Here is a 17,119-nt window from a genome sequence, read left to right on the forward strand (position 1 = left end):
GACAGTTTTTGAGGAGTAGACAACTTGCCAGAGTTTCCCCCTGACAAGCGCGGAACGCATGGGAGCGACCCCGATTCCCAGACAACAGGTCGTCGGCTCCGTGCCTCCTCTCGCCCCCGGTTCCGCGGCGACACCGCCGCCAGTGAAAGCGACTCGACACCGCAGTCGAGCTCGCCTCTGCAGAATTCTCGACCCTCTGAGCCTCGCCGCTCGGAGTCCCAGCGTCGTGACTCCCAGCAGCTGCCGACCTCGGCGGTGAGCCCTCGCCGGTCCCGCACGAACTCGGACCACAACCCCGACCAGAATTCTGGTCAGGACTCCACACGGTCCGCCGACGCCCGATCCGACTATTCGTTCCGCACAAGCTCTCGCGGATCCGGAGAGCAGTCGGACAACCGACTCGGCGACAGCACCCGTGACACAGGATCAGCGACCCGCTCGCCGCATGCACCGCCTCCGCGCCCGGTCGCCCCACGCACTCGCCGCGAAGCCCGCATGCTGCGAGCTGCCGCCGCCAGCGGAGCCTCCGCGGCCGGAGTGGCCGCGGCAGCAAGCTCGAACACACAGGACGATCCGGGCGCCGGCTCACGGCGCGATCCTGCCCACGATGCCCCACGCACATTCGCACGGGACGAATCGGCCGCCTCGGCGAGGGATTCCCGCGGTGACAGCCATGCTGACAACGACGCCGATACGGACACCGCTCCGACGACTCGCCGCGACGCCCGCGAACGGCACGCGGCCGAATCCCGCGGCCGGGGCCGGAAGAAGGCCTCCGGCACACGAGGCGCACGCAACGCCGCGGCTGCAGCAGCAGTCGGCGCGGGCGGCACAGCTGCCGCCGCAGGCGCATCGTCTGCCGCGAGAGGAGCCGACGACAACGGCTCCGCCCACGACGAAGATTCCACCGGTCACGGACCGGGACGGGCCCGCCGCCATTCCTCCCGCCTCGGCGAATCGTTCCCCAGCCTCGTCGGCTGGACCTCTCTGAGCACCCTGCTGCCCGGTGTCGGACTGCTGCGCACACGCTTCCGGCCCGCCGGGCTCATCGTCTTCGGTCTCTTCGTCCTCACTCTGCTCGTCGGGCTCGTCTACCTGCTGGTCAAGGGACCGGTGCGTGCGATCGCCACGATCGTCGCCAGCCCCTCGCTGCTCAACTTCCTCGCCATCGCCGCCGTGCTCGTGGCCGTGATCTGGATCCTCGTGATGGTCGTATCCCACCTCGGGCTGCGCCGCGGGCACCGATACCGGCCCTGGCAGAACAAATTGGCCGGCGTCCTCGTCGTCTCCCTCGCCCTCATCATCGGCATTCCGCTCGGCGTCGGCTCGGTCTTCGCCCGCGTGCAGTCCGACACGGTGGCCAGCCTCTTCGGCGACAGCACGGGCAAATCCCACAGCGCCGAAGAACTCTGGGCCGACAAGCCCTATATCAACGTCTTCCTCATGGGCCGCGACAACGGCGACGACCGAGAGGGCACCCGCCCGGACACAATGCTCGTGGCCTCCATCGATACGAAGACCGGCAACGCCGCGCTCATCTCCGTGCCCCGTAACCTCGCGTTCCCGGTCTTCCCCGAAGGCAGCGAACTCGAAAAGGCGTGGCCCGACGGATTCCGCCCCTCCGGTGACTCGTCAGAGGACCTCATCAACGCCGTATGGCAGTGGGGCGAACAGAACCCCGACAAGATCGGAAACCCGCACGGACTCGAACCGGGCATGTGGGCGACGATGCAGGCAGTCGAAGGCTCGTTGGGTCTCAAGCTCGACTATTGGTCCTCGGTCGACATGGCCGGATTCGAAGACGTCGTCGACGCCATCGGCGGAGTGAAGATCGACGTCGAACGCCCGATCCCGATGGGCGGCGGAAAATCGATGTCGGGTGTGAAGAACGAGATCTACGGCTGGGTCGATCCGGGCCCGCAGACGCTCAAGGGCAAGGACGCACTCTGGTACGTCCGCTCCCGCGAAGGCAGCGACAACTACGACCGCATGTGCCGTCAGCAGCGGATGCTCAAGACCACTCTCGAGCAGATCGACCCGCAGGAGATCGCCACGGCCTATCCGAAGCTCGCGAACTCAGCGACGCGGAACATCGCCACTTCGATCCCACAGAACGAGATCCCGGCCTTCATCGAACTCGCCATGATGATGCAGAAGGGCGACGTCACCACAGTCCAGATCAACAATGACGTCACCCCGACCTACGACCCCGATTACGATGTGCTCCACAAGTGGATCCTCGGCGAAGTCAAGGGTGCGTCCGACGGCGAGGAGACACCGAAGCCGACGAACGACGGCAGCAAGTCCCAGGAATCCGAGGACAGCACCGGCTCGACCGAGGACAGCACCGAAGACACCGCCACCGATGAACCTGCCGATTCCGCGGATGGATCCACAGATGAGGCCGGCGCCGAGGCGGACGCCACCGAAGCGGCAACGCCGGGTGAGCCCAACGCCGAAGGCAAGTGCTACCCGAAGGGCTTCAAGCCCGGTGACGACTTCCCCGGCTACCCCGGGCCCAACGGCGGAACCGGCGAGCAGGGGTGAGTCAGGCTTCACAGACTCCTGTCCCCGCGGTCGCGATCATCGGTGTCGGACCGCGGGGTCTCACCGTTCTGGAGAGGCTCGTGGCTCTGGCGGCGAAGCGATTCGCCGGCACCGTCGGCGTGTCCCGCAGCGCGGCTGACGCCACCACCGAGACCGCGCTGACAATCCACCTCATCGACCCGTACCCGCCCGGCGCGGGAATCGTGTGGCGCACCGACCAGCCCGAGTCTCTGCTGATGAACACCACCATCGCCGAGCAGACTGTCTTCCCCGACTCCAGCTGCAGCTTTCTCGGCCCCGAAGAAGCACCGACCGGACCGTCCATGGCCGAGTGGTACCTTGCCAACGGCGGCACCGAACCGCTGCACTCGACCTTCCCCAGCCGCAGCCTCTACGGCCGCTACCTCCGCGACGCCTACCGGCGCATCCGCGAGGGCGCACCGGACTTCATCGAGATCGTCGAACACCCGACGAAGGCCGAATCCGTCATCGACCTGCCAGCGATGGACCTCCCCCAATCGGTGGCAGAGAGTTCACGGGCAACTGTCCCCGAGCAGCTCGTGCGCTGCCAGAACGGCACGACGATCGTCGCCAGCGCCGTCGTGCTCGCCGTCGGTCACATCCCCAGCGCCCAGCCGGAGGAGCGCGCCCGCCTCGCCGCTTTCGCCGAACTGGGCGGCGGGCTGTACCTGCCGCAGGGTCTGCCCGCGGAAACCCCCGTCACCGAGGTGGCCCCGGGTGAGCGGGTCATCGTCCGTGGCATGGGGCTCAACTACTTCGACCTGCAGACTCTGTTCACTCATGAGCGCGGCGGTCGCTACGAGGCGCAGCCCGGCGGACTGCTGCGGTATGTGCCCAGCGGTGACGAACCGCGGCTGGCGCTGGGATCACGACGGGGAATCCCGTACCGCAGCAAACCGATCTGTCACGAACATCCTCGGCGGGACTGGCCCCTGCGGTATTTCACGAAGGACAATATCGCTCTGCTCGCCGGGATCGAGGACCTCGGCGGGGAACGCAAGGCCGGTGCCCGATTCAATGATCAGCTGTGGCCGCTCATCCTCGCCGACCTGCGTCTGGCGTACTATCACACGCTCTCCCAGGTCCGTCCCGAAGCGTTCGCCGATGACCCGGGCCAGCTGCGCGAGGCCATCGGCGAAGCCGTCTCACGCCACCTGACCCGACGCACCTGGCAGGAGACTCACCCGCAGTCGGGCGAAGTCGGTGCCGGCGAGGCTCGGACAGCTGCGCCCGCTCGCGCCGCGGCAAGCGCCACGGGCGCGACCAGTGCTGCACGAACAGCCAGCGGCACGACCACGCCCAGCGCTGCACGAGCAGCCAGCGGCACGACCGCCGAGGATCCCGCCCGTCAGGGCCGCGTCACCCGCGAGGCCTTCGCCTGGTCGGAGATCGAAGAGGCACTCGTGCCCGATCCCGCCGACCGCATGTCACTGCACACCCTGCTCAACCCGCTCGAAGGCGAGCTCTTCACCAGCCGCGAACCCGGCGAGCCAGGTTCCCTGCACGAGTGGATGCTCGACTTCCTGCGCACCGACCTGCGCAACTCCTTGGCGGGTCCGACCGGCAGCCCGGAGAAGGCGCTCTTCACCGTGCTGTGGCAGTCCCGGCTGCTGCTCAAGGAGCTCATCGTCGCTGGTCACATCGACCGCGTGAGCATCGACATGGAGATCCTCGGCTGGTTCGAGGGCTTCGTCTCCGGTATCTGCGATGGGCCTCCCCCGCAGCGGATCGCGGAACTCATCGCCCTCGCCGAGGCGGGAATCGTGTCCTTCATCGGCCCCGATATGCGCATCGAAGAGAATCCGGACGCACTCCGCGAGCCGATGCCGGACGCACTCCGCGAGAACCCGGAGGCGCCCGAAGCCGAAGCAGAGAACGCAAGTTCCGGCATTGCCGCACGCCCGGTCGAGTCCGAGAGCCCCGCTGCTGAAGCGCAGGGCCTCACAGATGAGGCGCAGCGGCCGCGCCCGGAGATCTTCACGGTCACCTCGGCGCAGGCCGCCGGAGCGATCACGGGCAGCGTCGTCATCGATGCTGCGTCCCCGACGAATTCCGTCTCGCGTGCCGCCGACGTCCTGCTGTACGGGATGCTCGAACGCGGGCAGCTCACCGCGGCCCGTCTGACCTTGGACGATGGCCGGGAGAAGTTCCTCAACGGACTCGCCCTCACGTCTCGGCCCTATCGCACGATCGATGTCGACGGCAACGTCCACCCCCGCCGGTTCGCGCTGTCGATCCAACTGTCGTCGAAGCAATGGGGCCTCGCGATCGCTGCAAACCCGGGCACGAACGCGGCCACGCTCAACGACTCGCACGCCGCCGCCGAGGCGATCCTCGACCTCCTCTGAGGCCGCGTACTCGTCCTCCTCTAGAGCTCAGCAGGCTCTCCCCGGAGGCCAGACGCCGACGGCTCTCGGCCCACCTCCACCTGCGGCCCCACGGACGCCAACGGCCCAGTTCCGCCAGCGCCCCACACCACCCGCGGACCACACCACCCGCGGGCAAGTGCCGAACTCTACGCCGCCCAGTGCACGAGGCGAGTTTCGGTACACCCTTCTCTGTAATGCACATGGAGGAAAGTGAGCATTTCAGAAAAGGATGTACCGAAGCGGACTCGGCGGCCGAGCACCGAACGCGAACAGCCCAGTCTAGGGTGAATAGCCCTGTTTCGAACATGGGCTATTCAACTCAGACTGGGCTGTTCGCAGAGGCGCCGTGGTGCGACGTGTTGGGCGCGCAGAGGCGCCGTGGTGCGACGTGTTGCGCGCGCAGAGGCGCCGTGGTGCGTGGCGCCAGGCCGGAAACGTGGCGTCGCGGCGCAGCCCCGCGGCCGCGAAGTGCGGCTACGCCATTTCGAGGGCGGCTTCGGGCTTCGTGGTCCGGGCCCGGACGATGGCCAGCAGCGACATCACAATGCCGATGACCGCCCAGGCCAGCAGTCCGCCGTATGCGGCAGCCTGCCCGCTGGTGCCCGCGGCGATCGCGGCGAAGCCGTTCATCGACGGAGTCAGCGGCAGGATCGGCGCGACGAAGTCGAAGAACTGCGGCACCGCCCCGATCGTCCGACCTGCCACGGCCAGCACGACCGCGATGACCGAGAGGAACCGGCCCACTCCCCCGAACCACGCCACGAGAGCGAAGTTCAGGATCATGAACACGATCGCTGAGACGAACGTGAGCACTGCGATGTCGAAGCCTTGGATCGCGTCGATGTCCATCACGGTGACCGCGAGGATCGAGAGCACGAGCGCCTGCAGCACGCCGACGACGAGGCCGGGCAGCAGTCCGCGCGCCCACACAGCGAACGAAGACTTCGTCGAGAGCAGAGCCCATGCCGGGATCGGCTTGAGCACCGTGTAGGTCACCAGTCCGCCGATCCACAGGGCGAGCATGATGAGCAGCGCGATCGTCGATCCCGCCAGCACATCCGTGACGCTGTCCGTGTCCGGGGATTCGATATTCGCCGAGGCGACCTTGGCCAAGCGGTCACGTTCCGGAGCCGTGTAGGACGGCACTTCGTCCGCACCGTCCTTGACGCCGTCGGAGAACTTGCTCACGCCCTTCGCATACTTGCCCGTGCCCTCATCGAGCTTGTCGAGGCCGGCTGAGAGTTCGGAGGTGCCGGTCGCGGCCTCGGAGACGCCGTCGGTGTACTTGCCGACACCGGTGCTGTATTCGCTCAGCCCATCGCTGAGCTGACCGGCACCGTCGGAGAGCTCCGAGGAACCGTCGGCGACCTTGCCGATGCCCTTGGACAGGGCCGGCATTCCGTCGGCGAGCTGCTGGTTGCCGTCGGCGACCCCGGCGGCACCGTCACGCAGTCCCTTCGAGGCCTCGAGCAGCTTCGGAGCGTTCTTCGAGATGTCCTCCATGCCCTTCATGAGGTCACCGAGGCCGTCCTCGAGTCCCTTGACGAACTTGGTCACACCATCGGAGAGCTCCGAAGCACCCTTGGCGAGTTCATCGGACCCGCCGAGGAGGGACGAGCCATTCTGCTCCTGCTCAAGCCCGTCGACGGCCTGGTTCAGGCCACCCGAGGTGCCGTTGAGCAGCCCCTGGGCATAGGCCTGCTCGATGCCCTTACAGACCTGATCGGGGGTGCCGGTCGGGCACATCTCGGCCCGTGCCTGCTCCGCCTCGTCCTTTGTCATGATGCCGGCAGCCACGAGCGCGTCGAGATCAGGCTTCGTCCCGGCCAGCTGATCGGCCTTGTCCGCGCCCTCTTTCAGCCCATCGCGGTACTGGTGCAGTCCGTCGGAGAGGCCGGAGGCGCCCTCGGACACACCGTCGGCGCCCTTCTCGAGCTCCTTGCCGCCCTTGGTGATGTCACCCAGACCGCCTTCACCCGAGTCTCCGGATCCGGCGAAGCCCTTGATGATCTCGTCGATGGACTTCGTGTACTCGTCGACACCGTCGGAGAGCTCACCGGAACCGTCGGCCAGCTTCTGCGTACTCGCGGGCAGCTTCGAGGTCTTCTTGTCGAGTTCGTTCAGGCCCCCGGACATCTCCGAGGCGCCCTTGGACAATTCTCCGGCGCCCTTCGACAGCTCAGTGGCGCCGGACTTGAGCTCGCCGCCGTTGTCACTGAGCTGGTTCATGCCCTTGGAGAGTTCACCGGCACCTTCGGCCGATTGCCCGGTGCCTTCCTTGAGGCCTTCGGCTCCCTTGTCGAGTTCCCCGGCAGCGTCGCCGAGGTCCTTCATCTGGTCGCCCATCTTGTTGAAGCCGACGTAGATGTTGTCGAGGTAGGTCTCGGTCATCTGCGTGTTGAAGGTCGTCCGCGCCACCTCGGCGACGGACCGGGAGATCTGCGTATCGAGCGCAGGAGCGGTCCCGGACACGTCGACGTCGAGCTGCGTCTGCGTCGCCGACTTCGCATCATCGACCGAGGTCACAGCGCGGGAGAACCCTTCGGGGATCGTCAGCTTCGCAGCGTATGTGCCGTCGGACAGCCCGTTCTGCGCATCCTCTTCGTCGGTGATGACCCAGTGGATGTTGTTCTCGTCCTCGCCCACCAGACCGCTGGTCAGCTGTCGCCCGATCGGCACGGTCTTGCCGTCGACCTTCGCCCCGTCGTCATTGTTGACGATGGCGGCTTCGATGGTCTCGAGCCGATCGCCGCTCTTCCACGTGGCGAGGATGAATCCGGCCGCCACGATGATCGGGATGAGGACCAGGCCGAGGAGGGAGAGCCAGTTCACCGGCTTCCTCGAGTTCGCACGTTCGAGTCTCACGACTGCACACCTTCCATGTTGGTGCTGTCGACGGCGTGCGTGTGTTCGCCGTCTGATTCGCTGTCGGTTCCGCCCCGCTCATCGGGTCGAGCCTCGTCGAGGTCGAGGTGGAAGTAGTTCGTTTCGGGATCGAAGATCCCTGTCACATCCCCGTCGGGCAGGCCGAGGATGACGGTGGTGCCGTCGGCGACGAGCTGCGGCAGCAGATCACGCAGGTCCCGTGCCGGTCCGGCCGATTCCCGTGCCCCGGCCGCGAGCTTCTCCGCCCCGTCGATGACGAGCAGATCCGGCGCCGAGGCGGCCATCCGAGAGATGTCGCGCGGACTGATCATCCGGTCGGCCTCACCCCGGTTGAGGTCGAGGTAGGGAACCTGTCGGCGGACCTGTCCGGCGTGTTCGGGCAGGACGTTCTGGCCGATCTTCATCTCCCCGGCCGTGAGTCCGACGCGGCCGGACACGGCGAGCAGGAGGGCTCGGCGGGAATCGCCGCTGGCGACGAGGATCTGGCCCGGCAGCAGGGAGATGTCGACGCGGGCGAAGCCGCGGTCCCCGGAGTACACGCCGATTCCGCGTCCGTAGACCCGGTAGTCCGAGTTCGGCTCCGGCCAGTCGCGCAGGGCCACTTCGTGGGCGAGGCCCTCTCCTTCGACGTCAAGGCGCGGCAGGATCCGATCGAGCCACTTCGGCAGCCACCAGGCCTTGTCGCCGAGCAGCTGCATGATCGCGGGCACCAGCGACATGCGCACGAGGAAGGCGTCGACGAAGATGCCGGCGGCCAAGGCGAGCGCGATCGATTTGATGATCGGTTCGCCGGCGGGCACGAAGGCCGCGAAGACGGAGAACATGATGATCGCTGCGGCCGAGACGACGCGGGCAGACGAGGCGAAGCCGGCCCTGATGGCGTCCTTGGCCGAGGAGCCGTGGACATAGGCTTCGCGCATGCCGGAGACGAGGAACACTTCGTAGTCCATCGCGAGGCCGAAGAGGATGCCCATGACGATGATCGGCAGGAAGCTGATGACCGGTCCCGTCCCGTCGATGCCCAAAGGGCCGGCGAAGAGTCCGTCGTGGAAGACGAGGACGACCGTGCCGAAGGAAGCGAAGACGGAGAGGAGGAACCCGCCGGTGGCCTTGATCGGCACCGCCACGGAGCGGAAGACCATCATGAGCAGGATGATGGAGAGTCCGACGACGAAGATGCCGAAGGGCACGAGAGCCTTGCCGAGCTGGTCCGAGACGTCGATCTGGATCGCGGTGGCACCGGTGACGGCGGTGTCGAAGTCGAAGTCGTCCTCGATCTCCGTGCTCAGGTCCCGCAGCCGATCCACCGTGTCGAGGGTCGCCGGGTCGTCGGAGGCGGTCGTCGGAATGATCTGGAAGAGTCCGACGGTCGCATCCCGGTTCGGGGTGGCCATGATGACCTGTTCGACGCCGTCGACCTTCTCGATGCGCTTCTCGATCTCCTCGACGTCTCCGAGCGGATCATCGCTTGTCACGATCTGGCTGGTCATGACCAGGGGTCCGTTGTAGCCGGGCCCGAAGTGCTCGTCGATGAGGTCGTAGGTCGCCCGCGCCGGAGTGCCCTGTTCCTGGTCGCCTGCAGTGGGCAGGGACAGCTGGAGCTGGGTGGCGGGGATCGCGAAGAGCGCGAGGCCGCCGACGATGACGACGATCGTCAGCAGCGGGATCTTCGTGACGACCTTGAGCCACCCGGCGAAGAACTTGTTCATGACCGTCGGCGGGTACGGGTCGCCGCCCTCGGCGCGCGCCTCGTCGGCGATCCTCTCCCGCAGTGCCGGGTCGGCCGCCTCAGTGGGGGTTCCTGTGGAACCGTCGCCCACCTCGGTGCCGGACGATGATCCCTTCGCCGAGGCGGTCGTGCCCGTCGTCGCCCGCTGAGCGGCCGCGGCGTAGGCCTTCCGGTAGCGCTTCGTCGGCTTCGGGGTGATCTTGGACTTCACGAGTCCCAGCAGGGCGGGGACCATCGTCAGGGAGATCATCACGGCCACGGCGACGGAGCCGGAGGCGCCGATGCCCATGATCGTCAGGAAGGGGATGCCAGCCAGGGACAGGCCGAGGAGTGCGATCATCACGGTCATGCCCGCGAAGACGACGGCGGACCCGGCCGTCGCGACGGCGCGTCCGGCCGCCTCGACGGGGTCGTGGCCTTCGGCGAGGAGGTCGCGGGCGCGGGAGACGATGAAGAGTGCGTAGTCGATGCCCACGGCCAGGCCGAGCATGAGCGCGAGCATGATCGACGAGGAGTTGATCGTCGCGAATGCGGTGCCGCCGACGATGAGCAGCACGGAGATGCCGACGCCGATGAGCGCGGTGATCAGCGGCATTCCCGCGGCGCGGAAGGAACCGAGGGTGAGCAGGAGGACGATGAAGGCGATGACGACGCCGATGCCTTCGACCCAGGAGATCTCGACACCGGTGATCTGGAAGAGCTCACCGCCGCCTTCGACCTGCGCGCCGGGCAGGGCATCGCGCAGCGGGTCGAGGGCCTCGATGAGGTTGTCGCCGGCGTCCTCCCCGACGTCCTGCTGAGTGCCGTCGTATTGGACGGAGATCATGGCCGCCGTCTCGTCCTTGCTGATGGCGCCCTCGACGAGGTCGGAATACGGGGAGGTCACCGTGTCAACGTGCGGGAGGTCCTCGATGCGGTCGATCTCGTCTTCGATCGCGTCCTTGTACTTCGCATCCTCGACCGAATCGCCGTCGTCGGCGACGACGATCACCGAGGCGGAGACGCCGGCGGCTTCGGGGAACGTCGACTTCATCGAGTCCAGAGCCGTCTGCGCCTCCGAACCCGGGAGTGTGAAGTCATTGTCGAAGTCCTTGGAGAAGGCGGCGACTCCGGCTCCGACGAGGACGAAGATCAGCAGCCACGCGGCGATGAAGCGCCACGGGGTCCGATACGCACGACGACCCAGGGCGTAGAGGAAAGTTGACACGAAAACCTCGATACAAAAGTGTATTGGATACAGTATTGTATTGTTGTGCAATACCCACCCTCCACGCAAATGGATCCCAGGTTGAGCGGGGATTCCCATGAGATGCTCAGGCGCCTCGCTCTCCGCCCCGCCGTCGCTGCCGGCTCCGATGCCGGCGCAGAGAACTGCACCACCTTGGCCATCGCCGACCACACCGCAACGAAATGACGATGAACACAGACGAACTCAGCCCACGCAGACGCCAGACCCGATCCACCCTCGTTCAGGCCGGCACCTCCGTCTTCGCCGTGCGCGGCATCGACGGCGCCTCGATCGAGGAGATCTGCGAGGCCGGCGGCCTGACCCGAGGGGCGTTCTATTCGAACTTCTCCAGCCGTGACGATCTGGTGCTCGCGATCATCGAGATGCGCACCTCCGAGAACCTCGATCGCCTCGACGACACGATCCAGCGGTGGTCTGAGCAGCTCATGGCCACTGCCGAGGTGCCGGAGATCAAAGCTCTGATGACGCAGTTCATCGACGATGTCTTCAATGAGAAGAAGCAGACCGTGGCCGAGACGATCACGGAACAGGAGATCGAGCTCTACTGCCTGCGGGTTCCGCATCTCCACGCCCGCTATGTCGAACTCAACGCCACTCAGCTCGACCGGCTGGCCGCACTCGTGACCACGGCCCTCGACGTCGCCGGCGCCACGACGAAGCAGCCGATCGGCGACTTCCTCACGGTCATCATCTCCGTGTTCAACCGGATCGCCCTGACTGCGGCGGCCGGGAAGAAGATGGACGAGCACGTCGACATCGATCCGAGCCTCATCGTCGAGGTCCTCATGCACCTCATCGACTTCTGTCCCGACAGCGATGGTTGAAGACTTCTGCCTCTATACCGAGGTCTGAATGCTTCTGCCCCTATGACAAGGTCTGAACGCGCTCGACGAACCGGTTCGAGGCACTAAGGTGGTGCCCGTGAACGAACTCCAGCGCGAATTCTCTGCTTTCATCAACAATATGGACGTCCGCCTCGGCGCGTTCGTCCTCGCCGACCTCCCCGAAACCTTCGAGAAGGAGGACGGGGAGACCATGAAGTTCCCGAAGGACTTCGGGCCGAAATCACTGCCGATGCTCGAACTCTTCGTGCTCTCGAAGTTCCCGAACACCGAAGAGATCCTCAAGCCGGAGAACCGCCGCTTCTTCGAAGGACTCATCCGCTACCTCGGCGAAACCTATCTGCGTGCGATCGGCGGCGTCTGGGACCACGACGAGTCGACGGGCAACGGGATGCCATTCATCCGCCCCGACAATGCCGACGGTCCGGCCGCCGGTGAGCCGATCCCGCTGGTGGGCATCGTGCTGGCCGCCGTCGATCAGCGCAGCGCCGAGGTGTTCACCGCAGTGCTCGACAAGGCCAGGGAGCTCCTCGGCGGGGACGGCCAACCGCGCCGCAAGTGCACGGGACTCTCCCTCGGCGTGCTCAATGCCGAGAACTCGAGCGAGGAGGAGGTCGAATTCCTCACCCGCTTCATCGGCACCGTCGAACCGGGCATCGCCGCCTGGACTCAGGAGCAGGCCGATCCGAGTTCGTGGGGCTTCGACCGGGAGAGCCTCGCCCGTCTGGGCAAGCAGGTCGCGGTCCGCTACGACGGCCCCGATGACATGATCGCCGAGGACGAGACCCCCTTCACCGCCGGCGCCATGCGCTTCATCGGTGAGACGGTGCGCCGCATCGCCTTCGGCCAGTGGCGCTACGGCGCAGAACTCGAAGCCGATGATCCGCGCAGCAAGCAGCCGTTCATCCGCTTCGTCATCGGCGATCAGAATCTCGACCTCGTGCCGTGGCGACTCATCCAAGCCGCACTGGAGAACGACGATGCGATCGCGTCTGCCCTCGACGCGGTCATCGAGATGCGCGAGCAGGAAGCCGCCGAGGCGGACGAGAGTTCCGATGATTCCGCCAGTGCGGCGGACGGAGCAGACGAGGACTGAGCGGCCGCTGCCGGTTCAGAGTTGGAAGCGGCGGTTGCCGTGCAGACCGTCGGCCGGTGACCCGGGTGCGAGGTCGATCTGTTTGCGCGCGGGGTCGATGCGCACGCTCACCAGGGTCGCCGAACGTTCCCCATAGGCGGCGCCGGGTGCCGGAGTGCAGCACACAGGTGCGTCTCCCGGACCCGTCGTCAGCAGCTTCGTGAGATCTCCGACCGTGACGGGCGCGTTCTTCGCACCGTCGGTCGAGGCGACGCTGTCGGGCTCAGCGGCACCGTCGGTATGGGCGGCGCTGTCGGACTCGGCGGCACCATCAGCAGGGGGCTCTCCGCCACGCGCCAGCGCACGTTCGGCTTCGAAGCGCACGACCGCCTCGGCGAGGTGACGGTATCGTTCCTGCGAGGTCGAATCGGGGCGCAGCTCGAGCGCACCGTCGAGCAGATCCGGGTGCAGGAAATGGTTCGTGTGGAGGAGGAACCCGGCCTCCCCCGTCTCCCCGTCGGCCCCACTGCCCGCGCGGGCCCGTCGCTCGCGCTTGAGTGCACCGGCGATCTCGACCTGGACGGCCGCCTCGGCGGTGATGACGGTGATGATCGACGATGATGACGTCGGGGCGGAGCCGATGATGTCGAGCGCCTCGGCGAGGGTGCCCGCTTCGGCCAGGACACGGGCGAGGATCATGTGGATGGGCACTCCCCCGGCCGCGTCGCCGGTGTGCTTGAGGATATTGAGCAGGACGCCGACGCCGCCCGCGTTGAGACCGATCTTGCCGAGCATTCCGAACTCGGCGATGCCCACATGCCGGTGCTGCCCGGGCACGGCACCGACATCGTTGAAGTGCCACAGAGTGGAGAAGTCCGCCGCCCAATCCCAGTTCTGCGCGGCCACGGAGGCGCCCGGGCTGGTGTGGCTCACGGTCGAGCATTCGGTCGGCGCGGCCGGTGCCTGGGTCATGATCTCGGTCCGGGCGACGATCTCCATGAGCTCCGTGACGTCGATGCCCGCTCCGGCGGCGACGGCTTCGACCTCCTCTGCGCCGGTCGGCCACCATTGCTGGAGTCGCTGCCAACTCGACACGGCCGCGGATTCCACGGCCGCCTCGGTGATGGACAGATGCGAGAAGTAGCGGCGATACGCGTCCACAGTGGAGGCGATTCCTGTGCGCAGCTCCTCACCGCGGCGGTGGCCGCGCTCGACATGGTCGCTCGCGTGCACGGCGAAGGTCACGGGCCGCACCTCGGCGGCGGGAACGAATTCGGTGCTCATGCTGATTCCTCCTTGCTGTCTCTCTTCTTCAGGCCGGGCCCGGCTCAATCCTTGCCGACGAGAGAGCCGACGCCGATGTCGATACCGAGATAATGCATGTGCGCGGCGGTTTCGGCAAGGGCGGCGAAGAGGTTGAAGTTGTGCAGGCTCTCGAATCCGCGGGACCAGTGCAGGCCCGCCGCGATCGAGTAGACGCTGTGGTCGTCGGTGGCCTCCATGCGGGCGCGGATCTCGCCGAGGCGCTCGTGATGGTGTTCGACGAGTTCGACCTTGCGGTCATGGAGTCCGCGGAAGCGGAAGCCGTGGGCCGGCAGCACCGCCACGTCCTCGTCGAGCTCGCCGATCTTCTCCAGTGAACGCAGATAATCGCCGAGGCTGTGCGTGATCGCCCCGGAATCGAGGCCGATGTTCGGGGTGATCGTCGGCAGCACATGGTCGCCGGAGAAGAACAGTTTGTCCTCGTCGCGGACGAACGCGGAGTGTCCGTAGGTGTGCCCCGGCGTCCACATGGCCGTCACTCGACCTTCGTCGAGCGGGAGTTCTGTGCCGTCATCGAGGACGTGGATGTTCTCGGGCAGCCGGCTCATCGCCTGTCTGTACAGGCTCATCGAGTCGCTCTTCGACCCGCCCTTGCTCGATCCGACCTGGAGGCTTTCGACTTCGGCCCAGCGATCTTCGGGGACACCATAGGCGCGGGCGATATTGAGGTTGGGGTCGATTCCGGTGCCGAGGTCGACGGCGTTGGTGTAGAAGCGTTTGATCGCGCGCAGGTCCTCGCCGTGCATGGCGACCCAGGCGTCGGGGTTCTTCGCGAGGAGTGCGGGCACGAGCCCGATGTGGTCGCGGTGGTAGTGGGTGATCGCGATTCCGTGGATGTCGGCGACCGTGAAGCCGAGGTCGGCCAGCGCCGAGGTGAGCGCCAGGTACTGATCCTTGCCGTCCCAGCCCGGGTCGATGAGGACGACGCCGGAGCCGTCGGCGAGGGCATAGCAGTAGGTGTAGACGAGAGGGTTGTTCGGGATCGGGACCGGGAGGGCCCAGACACCTTCGACGACCTGTTCGACCGGTGGCAGGACTCGGTCCTTCCATGCCGCCGACTGTCGGGAACTGAGCGTTTCGATCGCCATACTGCTCTCACACCTCTCGTGGGGCCACATTGTCCGTTGACTGCAATCTACTCTGTTTCGCGTCGGCGCTGACGGTTCGTTCGATAACTGGTCATCGTGATGTCCGCCGAGACTACCGATATCGTTGCATATATTGACGGTTTTCATCGGAAAGGTCACGATTTCACACTGATACCTGTCCCGATCCTCGGCGATGGTTTCGTTTTCAGTACCTTGGGCGTTAAGATCATGACGCACATCACTTCCGGGCCGATCATCGATGGCGACGTCGACGGCCCGGCTGGCGGCAAGACTCATTGGGGAGGATTGATATGGCTGCCTCTGGCTCACTGAAGCGCAACCTCGGACTGTGGTCCATCGTCGGACTCGGACTCGGCTACATGACGCCGACGGTCGTCTTCGACACTTTCGGAATCGTCTCCGAACAGACGAACGGAGCCGTTCCGGCGGCGTACCTCGTGGCTCTCATCGTCATGATCTTCACGGCCTTCAGCTACGGCAAGATGGTCAGGGTCTTCCCGACCGCGGGGTCGGCCTACACCTATACCCGGGAGACGATGTCTCCGGGGCTCGGCTTCCTCGTCGGATGGACCTCCCTCCTGGACTATCTGCTGCTGCCGATGGTCAACTGCCTCATCCTTCGGCTCTATATGGAATCGATGGTGCCCGACGCTCCCCCGTGGGTGTGGGTCGTTCTCTATACAATCGTCATGACCGGCATCGTCCTGTCATCGATGCGGGGAACGGCGAACCTCAACGGCGTCCTCCTCGTCTTCGCGGTCGTGCTCGTTGCCACGTTCTGCGTGCTCGCCGTCATGCAGCTCAACGCCGGCGAAGGGGCCGGAGTCGTCTTCAGTCCGGAGCCGTTCATCCATGAGGGCGTCCACCTCGGCGCGGTTCTCACCGGTGCGACCGTCGTGTGCTTCTCGTTCATCGGCTTCGACGCGGTGACGATGTACACGAATGAGGCGAAGCACGTCAGTCTCATGCCGAAGGCGATCATGCTCACCGTTCTCGCCGGAGGTCTCATCTTCCTCGTCGCCGGCTACTTCGCGCAGCTGCTCTTCCCCGACAATTCGCAGTTCACCATCGTCGACGATCCGCTGCCGGAGATCGGCATGATCACCGGCGGCCACGTGTTCCAACTGTTCTTCGTGGCTGCGGCATTCGCTGCGACCGCCGCCTCGGGGCTGGCCTCGCATGCGTCGGTGTCGCGGATGATGCTCGTGATGGGCCGCAACGGAGTGCTGCCGCGCAAGGCCTTCGGATACATCAACCCGAAGACGCACACTCCGGTGTTCAACATCGTGCTCGTCGGTGCGGTGTGCCTGCTGGCGATGTCGTTCAGCCTCGAGCTCATCTCGGCGCTCATCAACTTCGGTGCGCTCATCGCCTTCACCTTCGTCAACCTCACTGTCATTGCGCACTACGCCTTCCGGACCAAGCAGGTCAAGGACTTCAAGTCGGCGTTCAGCTACGTCGTGATGCCCGCCATCGGTGCGATCCTCACAGGAATCCTGTGGGTGAGCCTGCACGGGACCGCGCTCGTCGGCGGCCTCGTGTGGCTGGCGATCGGCATCATCTACCTGGCCGTGCTGACCCGCGGATTCAAGCGCTCGGTGCGCAGCTTCGACGACCCTGAGGCCGACGCCGAGATGTCCGAACCAGAGGCGCCTGAGGCCGGGGACGGCGCTGGGACGCCCGCTGGTTCCAGCGGTCCCGAACCGGGAGCGCCGGTCCGGGAATGAGACGGCGTCGGGACGCCCGGAGGTTCCGGCAGTCCTGAGCAGGGGGCGCAGGTCCGGGACTGAGGCCGCGCGACTCGGTCAGCGGCAGCGGCGGCAGCGCTCGGACCGTCGTTCAAGCGCTGCACCGCGGAAATTCCGTCGTTCAAGGCCAAGCGCGGTTATCGGTAGGTCTGCCCAGCGAAAAGCGCGCTCAGCCTTGAACGAGCGGAAGCAGAGTCTCTGTCGCGGGGCTGGCCCCATGG

The 17,119-nt window shown here is 66.2% G+C and carries 11 protein-coding genes; 7 read left to right on the forward strand and 4 right to left on the reverse strand.

All coding sequences use genetic code 11. The annotated features are described in order from the left end of the window. The first annotated feature begins 24 nt into the window (after positions 1-24). The gene (locus AC3CD9_RS13275; RefSeq protein ID WP_488364331.1) at positions 25-2,547 is read left to right on the forward strand and encodes an LCP family protein; all 2,523 of its coding nucleotides are present in this window, start codon (positions 25-27) and stop codon (positions 2,545-2,547) included. Then, positions 2,544-4,916 (forward strand): FAD/NAD(P)-binding protein, encoded by a 2,373-nt coding sequence (locus tag AC3CD9_RS13280; RefSeq protein WP_488364332.1) that lies wholly within the window; start codon positions 2,544-2,546, stop codon positions 4,914-4,916. Before AC3CD9_RS13275 ends, AC3CD9_RS13280 begins: the two co-directional genes overlap by 4 nt. A 495-nt stretch (positions 4,917-5,411) precedes the next feature. On the opposite strand, the gene AC3CD9_RS13285 is transcribed toward AC3CD9_RS13280, so the two are convergent. Further along, entirely contained in the window at positions 5,412-7,802 is a 2,391-nt protein-coding gene (locus AC3CD9_RS13285) for a YhgE/Pip family protein (RefSeq protein WP_488364334.1), read from the reverse strand. Next, on the reverse strand, positions 7,799-10,759 hold the full coding sequence (locus AC3CD9_RS13290; protein ID WP_488364337.1) for an MMPL family transporter: 2,961 nt from the start codon (positions 10,757-10,759) through the stop codon (positions 7,799-7,801). The genes AC3CD9_RS13285 and AC3CD9_RS13290 overlap by 4 nt, the downstream gene beginning before the upstream one ends. Before the next feature lie 69 nt (positions 10,760-10,828). Between AC3CD9_RS13290 and AC3CD9_RS13295 the strand changes: the two genes are divergently transcribed. The 3 genes from AC3CD9_RS13295 to AC3CD9_RS13305 all read left to right on the forward strand — a co-directional run bounded on the left by AC3CD9_RS13295 (position 10,829) and on the right by AC3CD9_RS13305 (position 12,739). Continuing rightward, a complete protein-coding gene (locus AC3CD9_RS13295) occupies positions 10,829-10,966 on the forward strand; it encodes a hypothetical protein (RefSeq protein ID WP_488364338.1) in 138 nt (45 codons plus the stop codon). Positions 10,967-10,968: 2 nt separating this feature from the next. Beyond that, positions 10,969-11,625 carry a TetR/AcrR family transcriptional regulator gene (locus AC3CD9_RS13300; RefSeq protein ID WP_488364340.1) on the forward strand — a complete coding sequence of 219 codons (657 nt, stop codon included), beginning with the start codon at positions 10,969-10,971 and terminating at the stop codon, positions 11,623-11,625. Positions 11,626-11,722: 97 nt separating this feature from the next. Further along, a complete protein-coding gene (locus AC3CD9_RS13305) occupies positions 11,723-12,739 on the forward strand; it encodes a hypothetical protein (protein WP_488364341.1) in 1,017 nt (338 codons plus the stop codon). A 15-nt stretch (positions 12,740-12,754) separates the two neighbouring features. Here the strand turns inward: AC3CD9_RS13305 and AC3CD9_RS13310 are convergent, their stop codons facing one another. Continuing rightward, entirely contained in the window at positions 12,755-14,002 is a 1,248-nt protein-coding gene (locus tag AC3CD9_RS13310; protein ID WP_488364342.1) for a C45 family autoproteolytic acyltransferase/hydrolase, read from the reverse strand. Positions 14,003-14,046: 44 nt separating this feature from the next. Further along, positions 14,047-15,129, reverse strand: coding sequence for an MBL fold metallo-hydrolase (locus AC3CD9_RS13315; RefSeq protein WP_488364344.1), 1,083 nt, complete (start codon positions 15,127-15,129; stop codon positions 14,047-14,049). A gap of 99 nt (positions 15,130-15,228) precedes the next feature. Between AC3CD9_RS13315 and AC3CD9_RS13320 the strand changes: the two genes are divergently transcribed. Next, the gene (locus AC3CD9_RS13320) at positions 15,229-15,462 is read left to right on the forward strand and encodes a hypothetical protein (protein ID WP_488364345.1); all 234 of its coding nucleotides are present in this window, start codon (positions 15,229-15,231) and stop codon (positions 15,460-15,462) included. After that, positions 15,441-16,877, forward strand: coding sequence for an APC family permease (locus tag AC3CD9_RS13325; RefSeq protein WP_488364346.1), 1,437 nt, complete (start codon positions 15,441-15,443; stop codon positions 16,875-16,877). Before AC3CD9_RS13320 ends, AC3CD9_RS13325 begins: the two co-directional genes overlap by 22 nt. Positions 16,878-17,119: the final 242 nt, after the last annotated feature.

The organism is Brevibacterium sp. MGP-B1 (genome assembly GCF_057766545.1).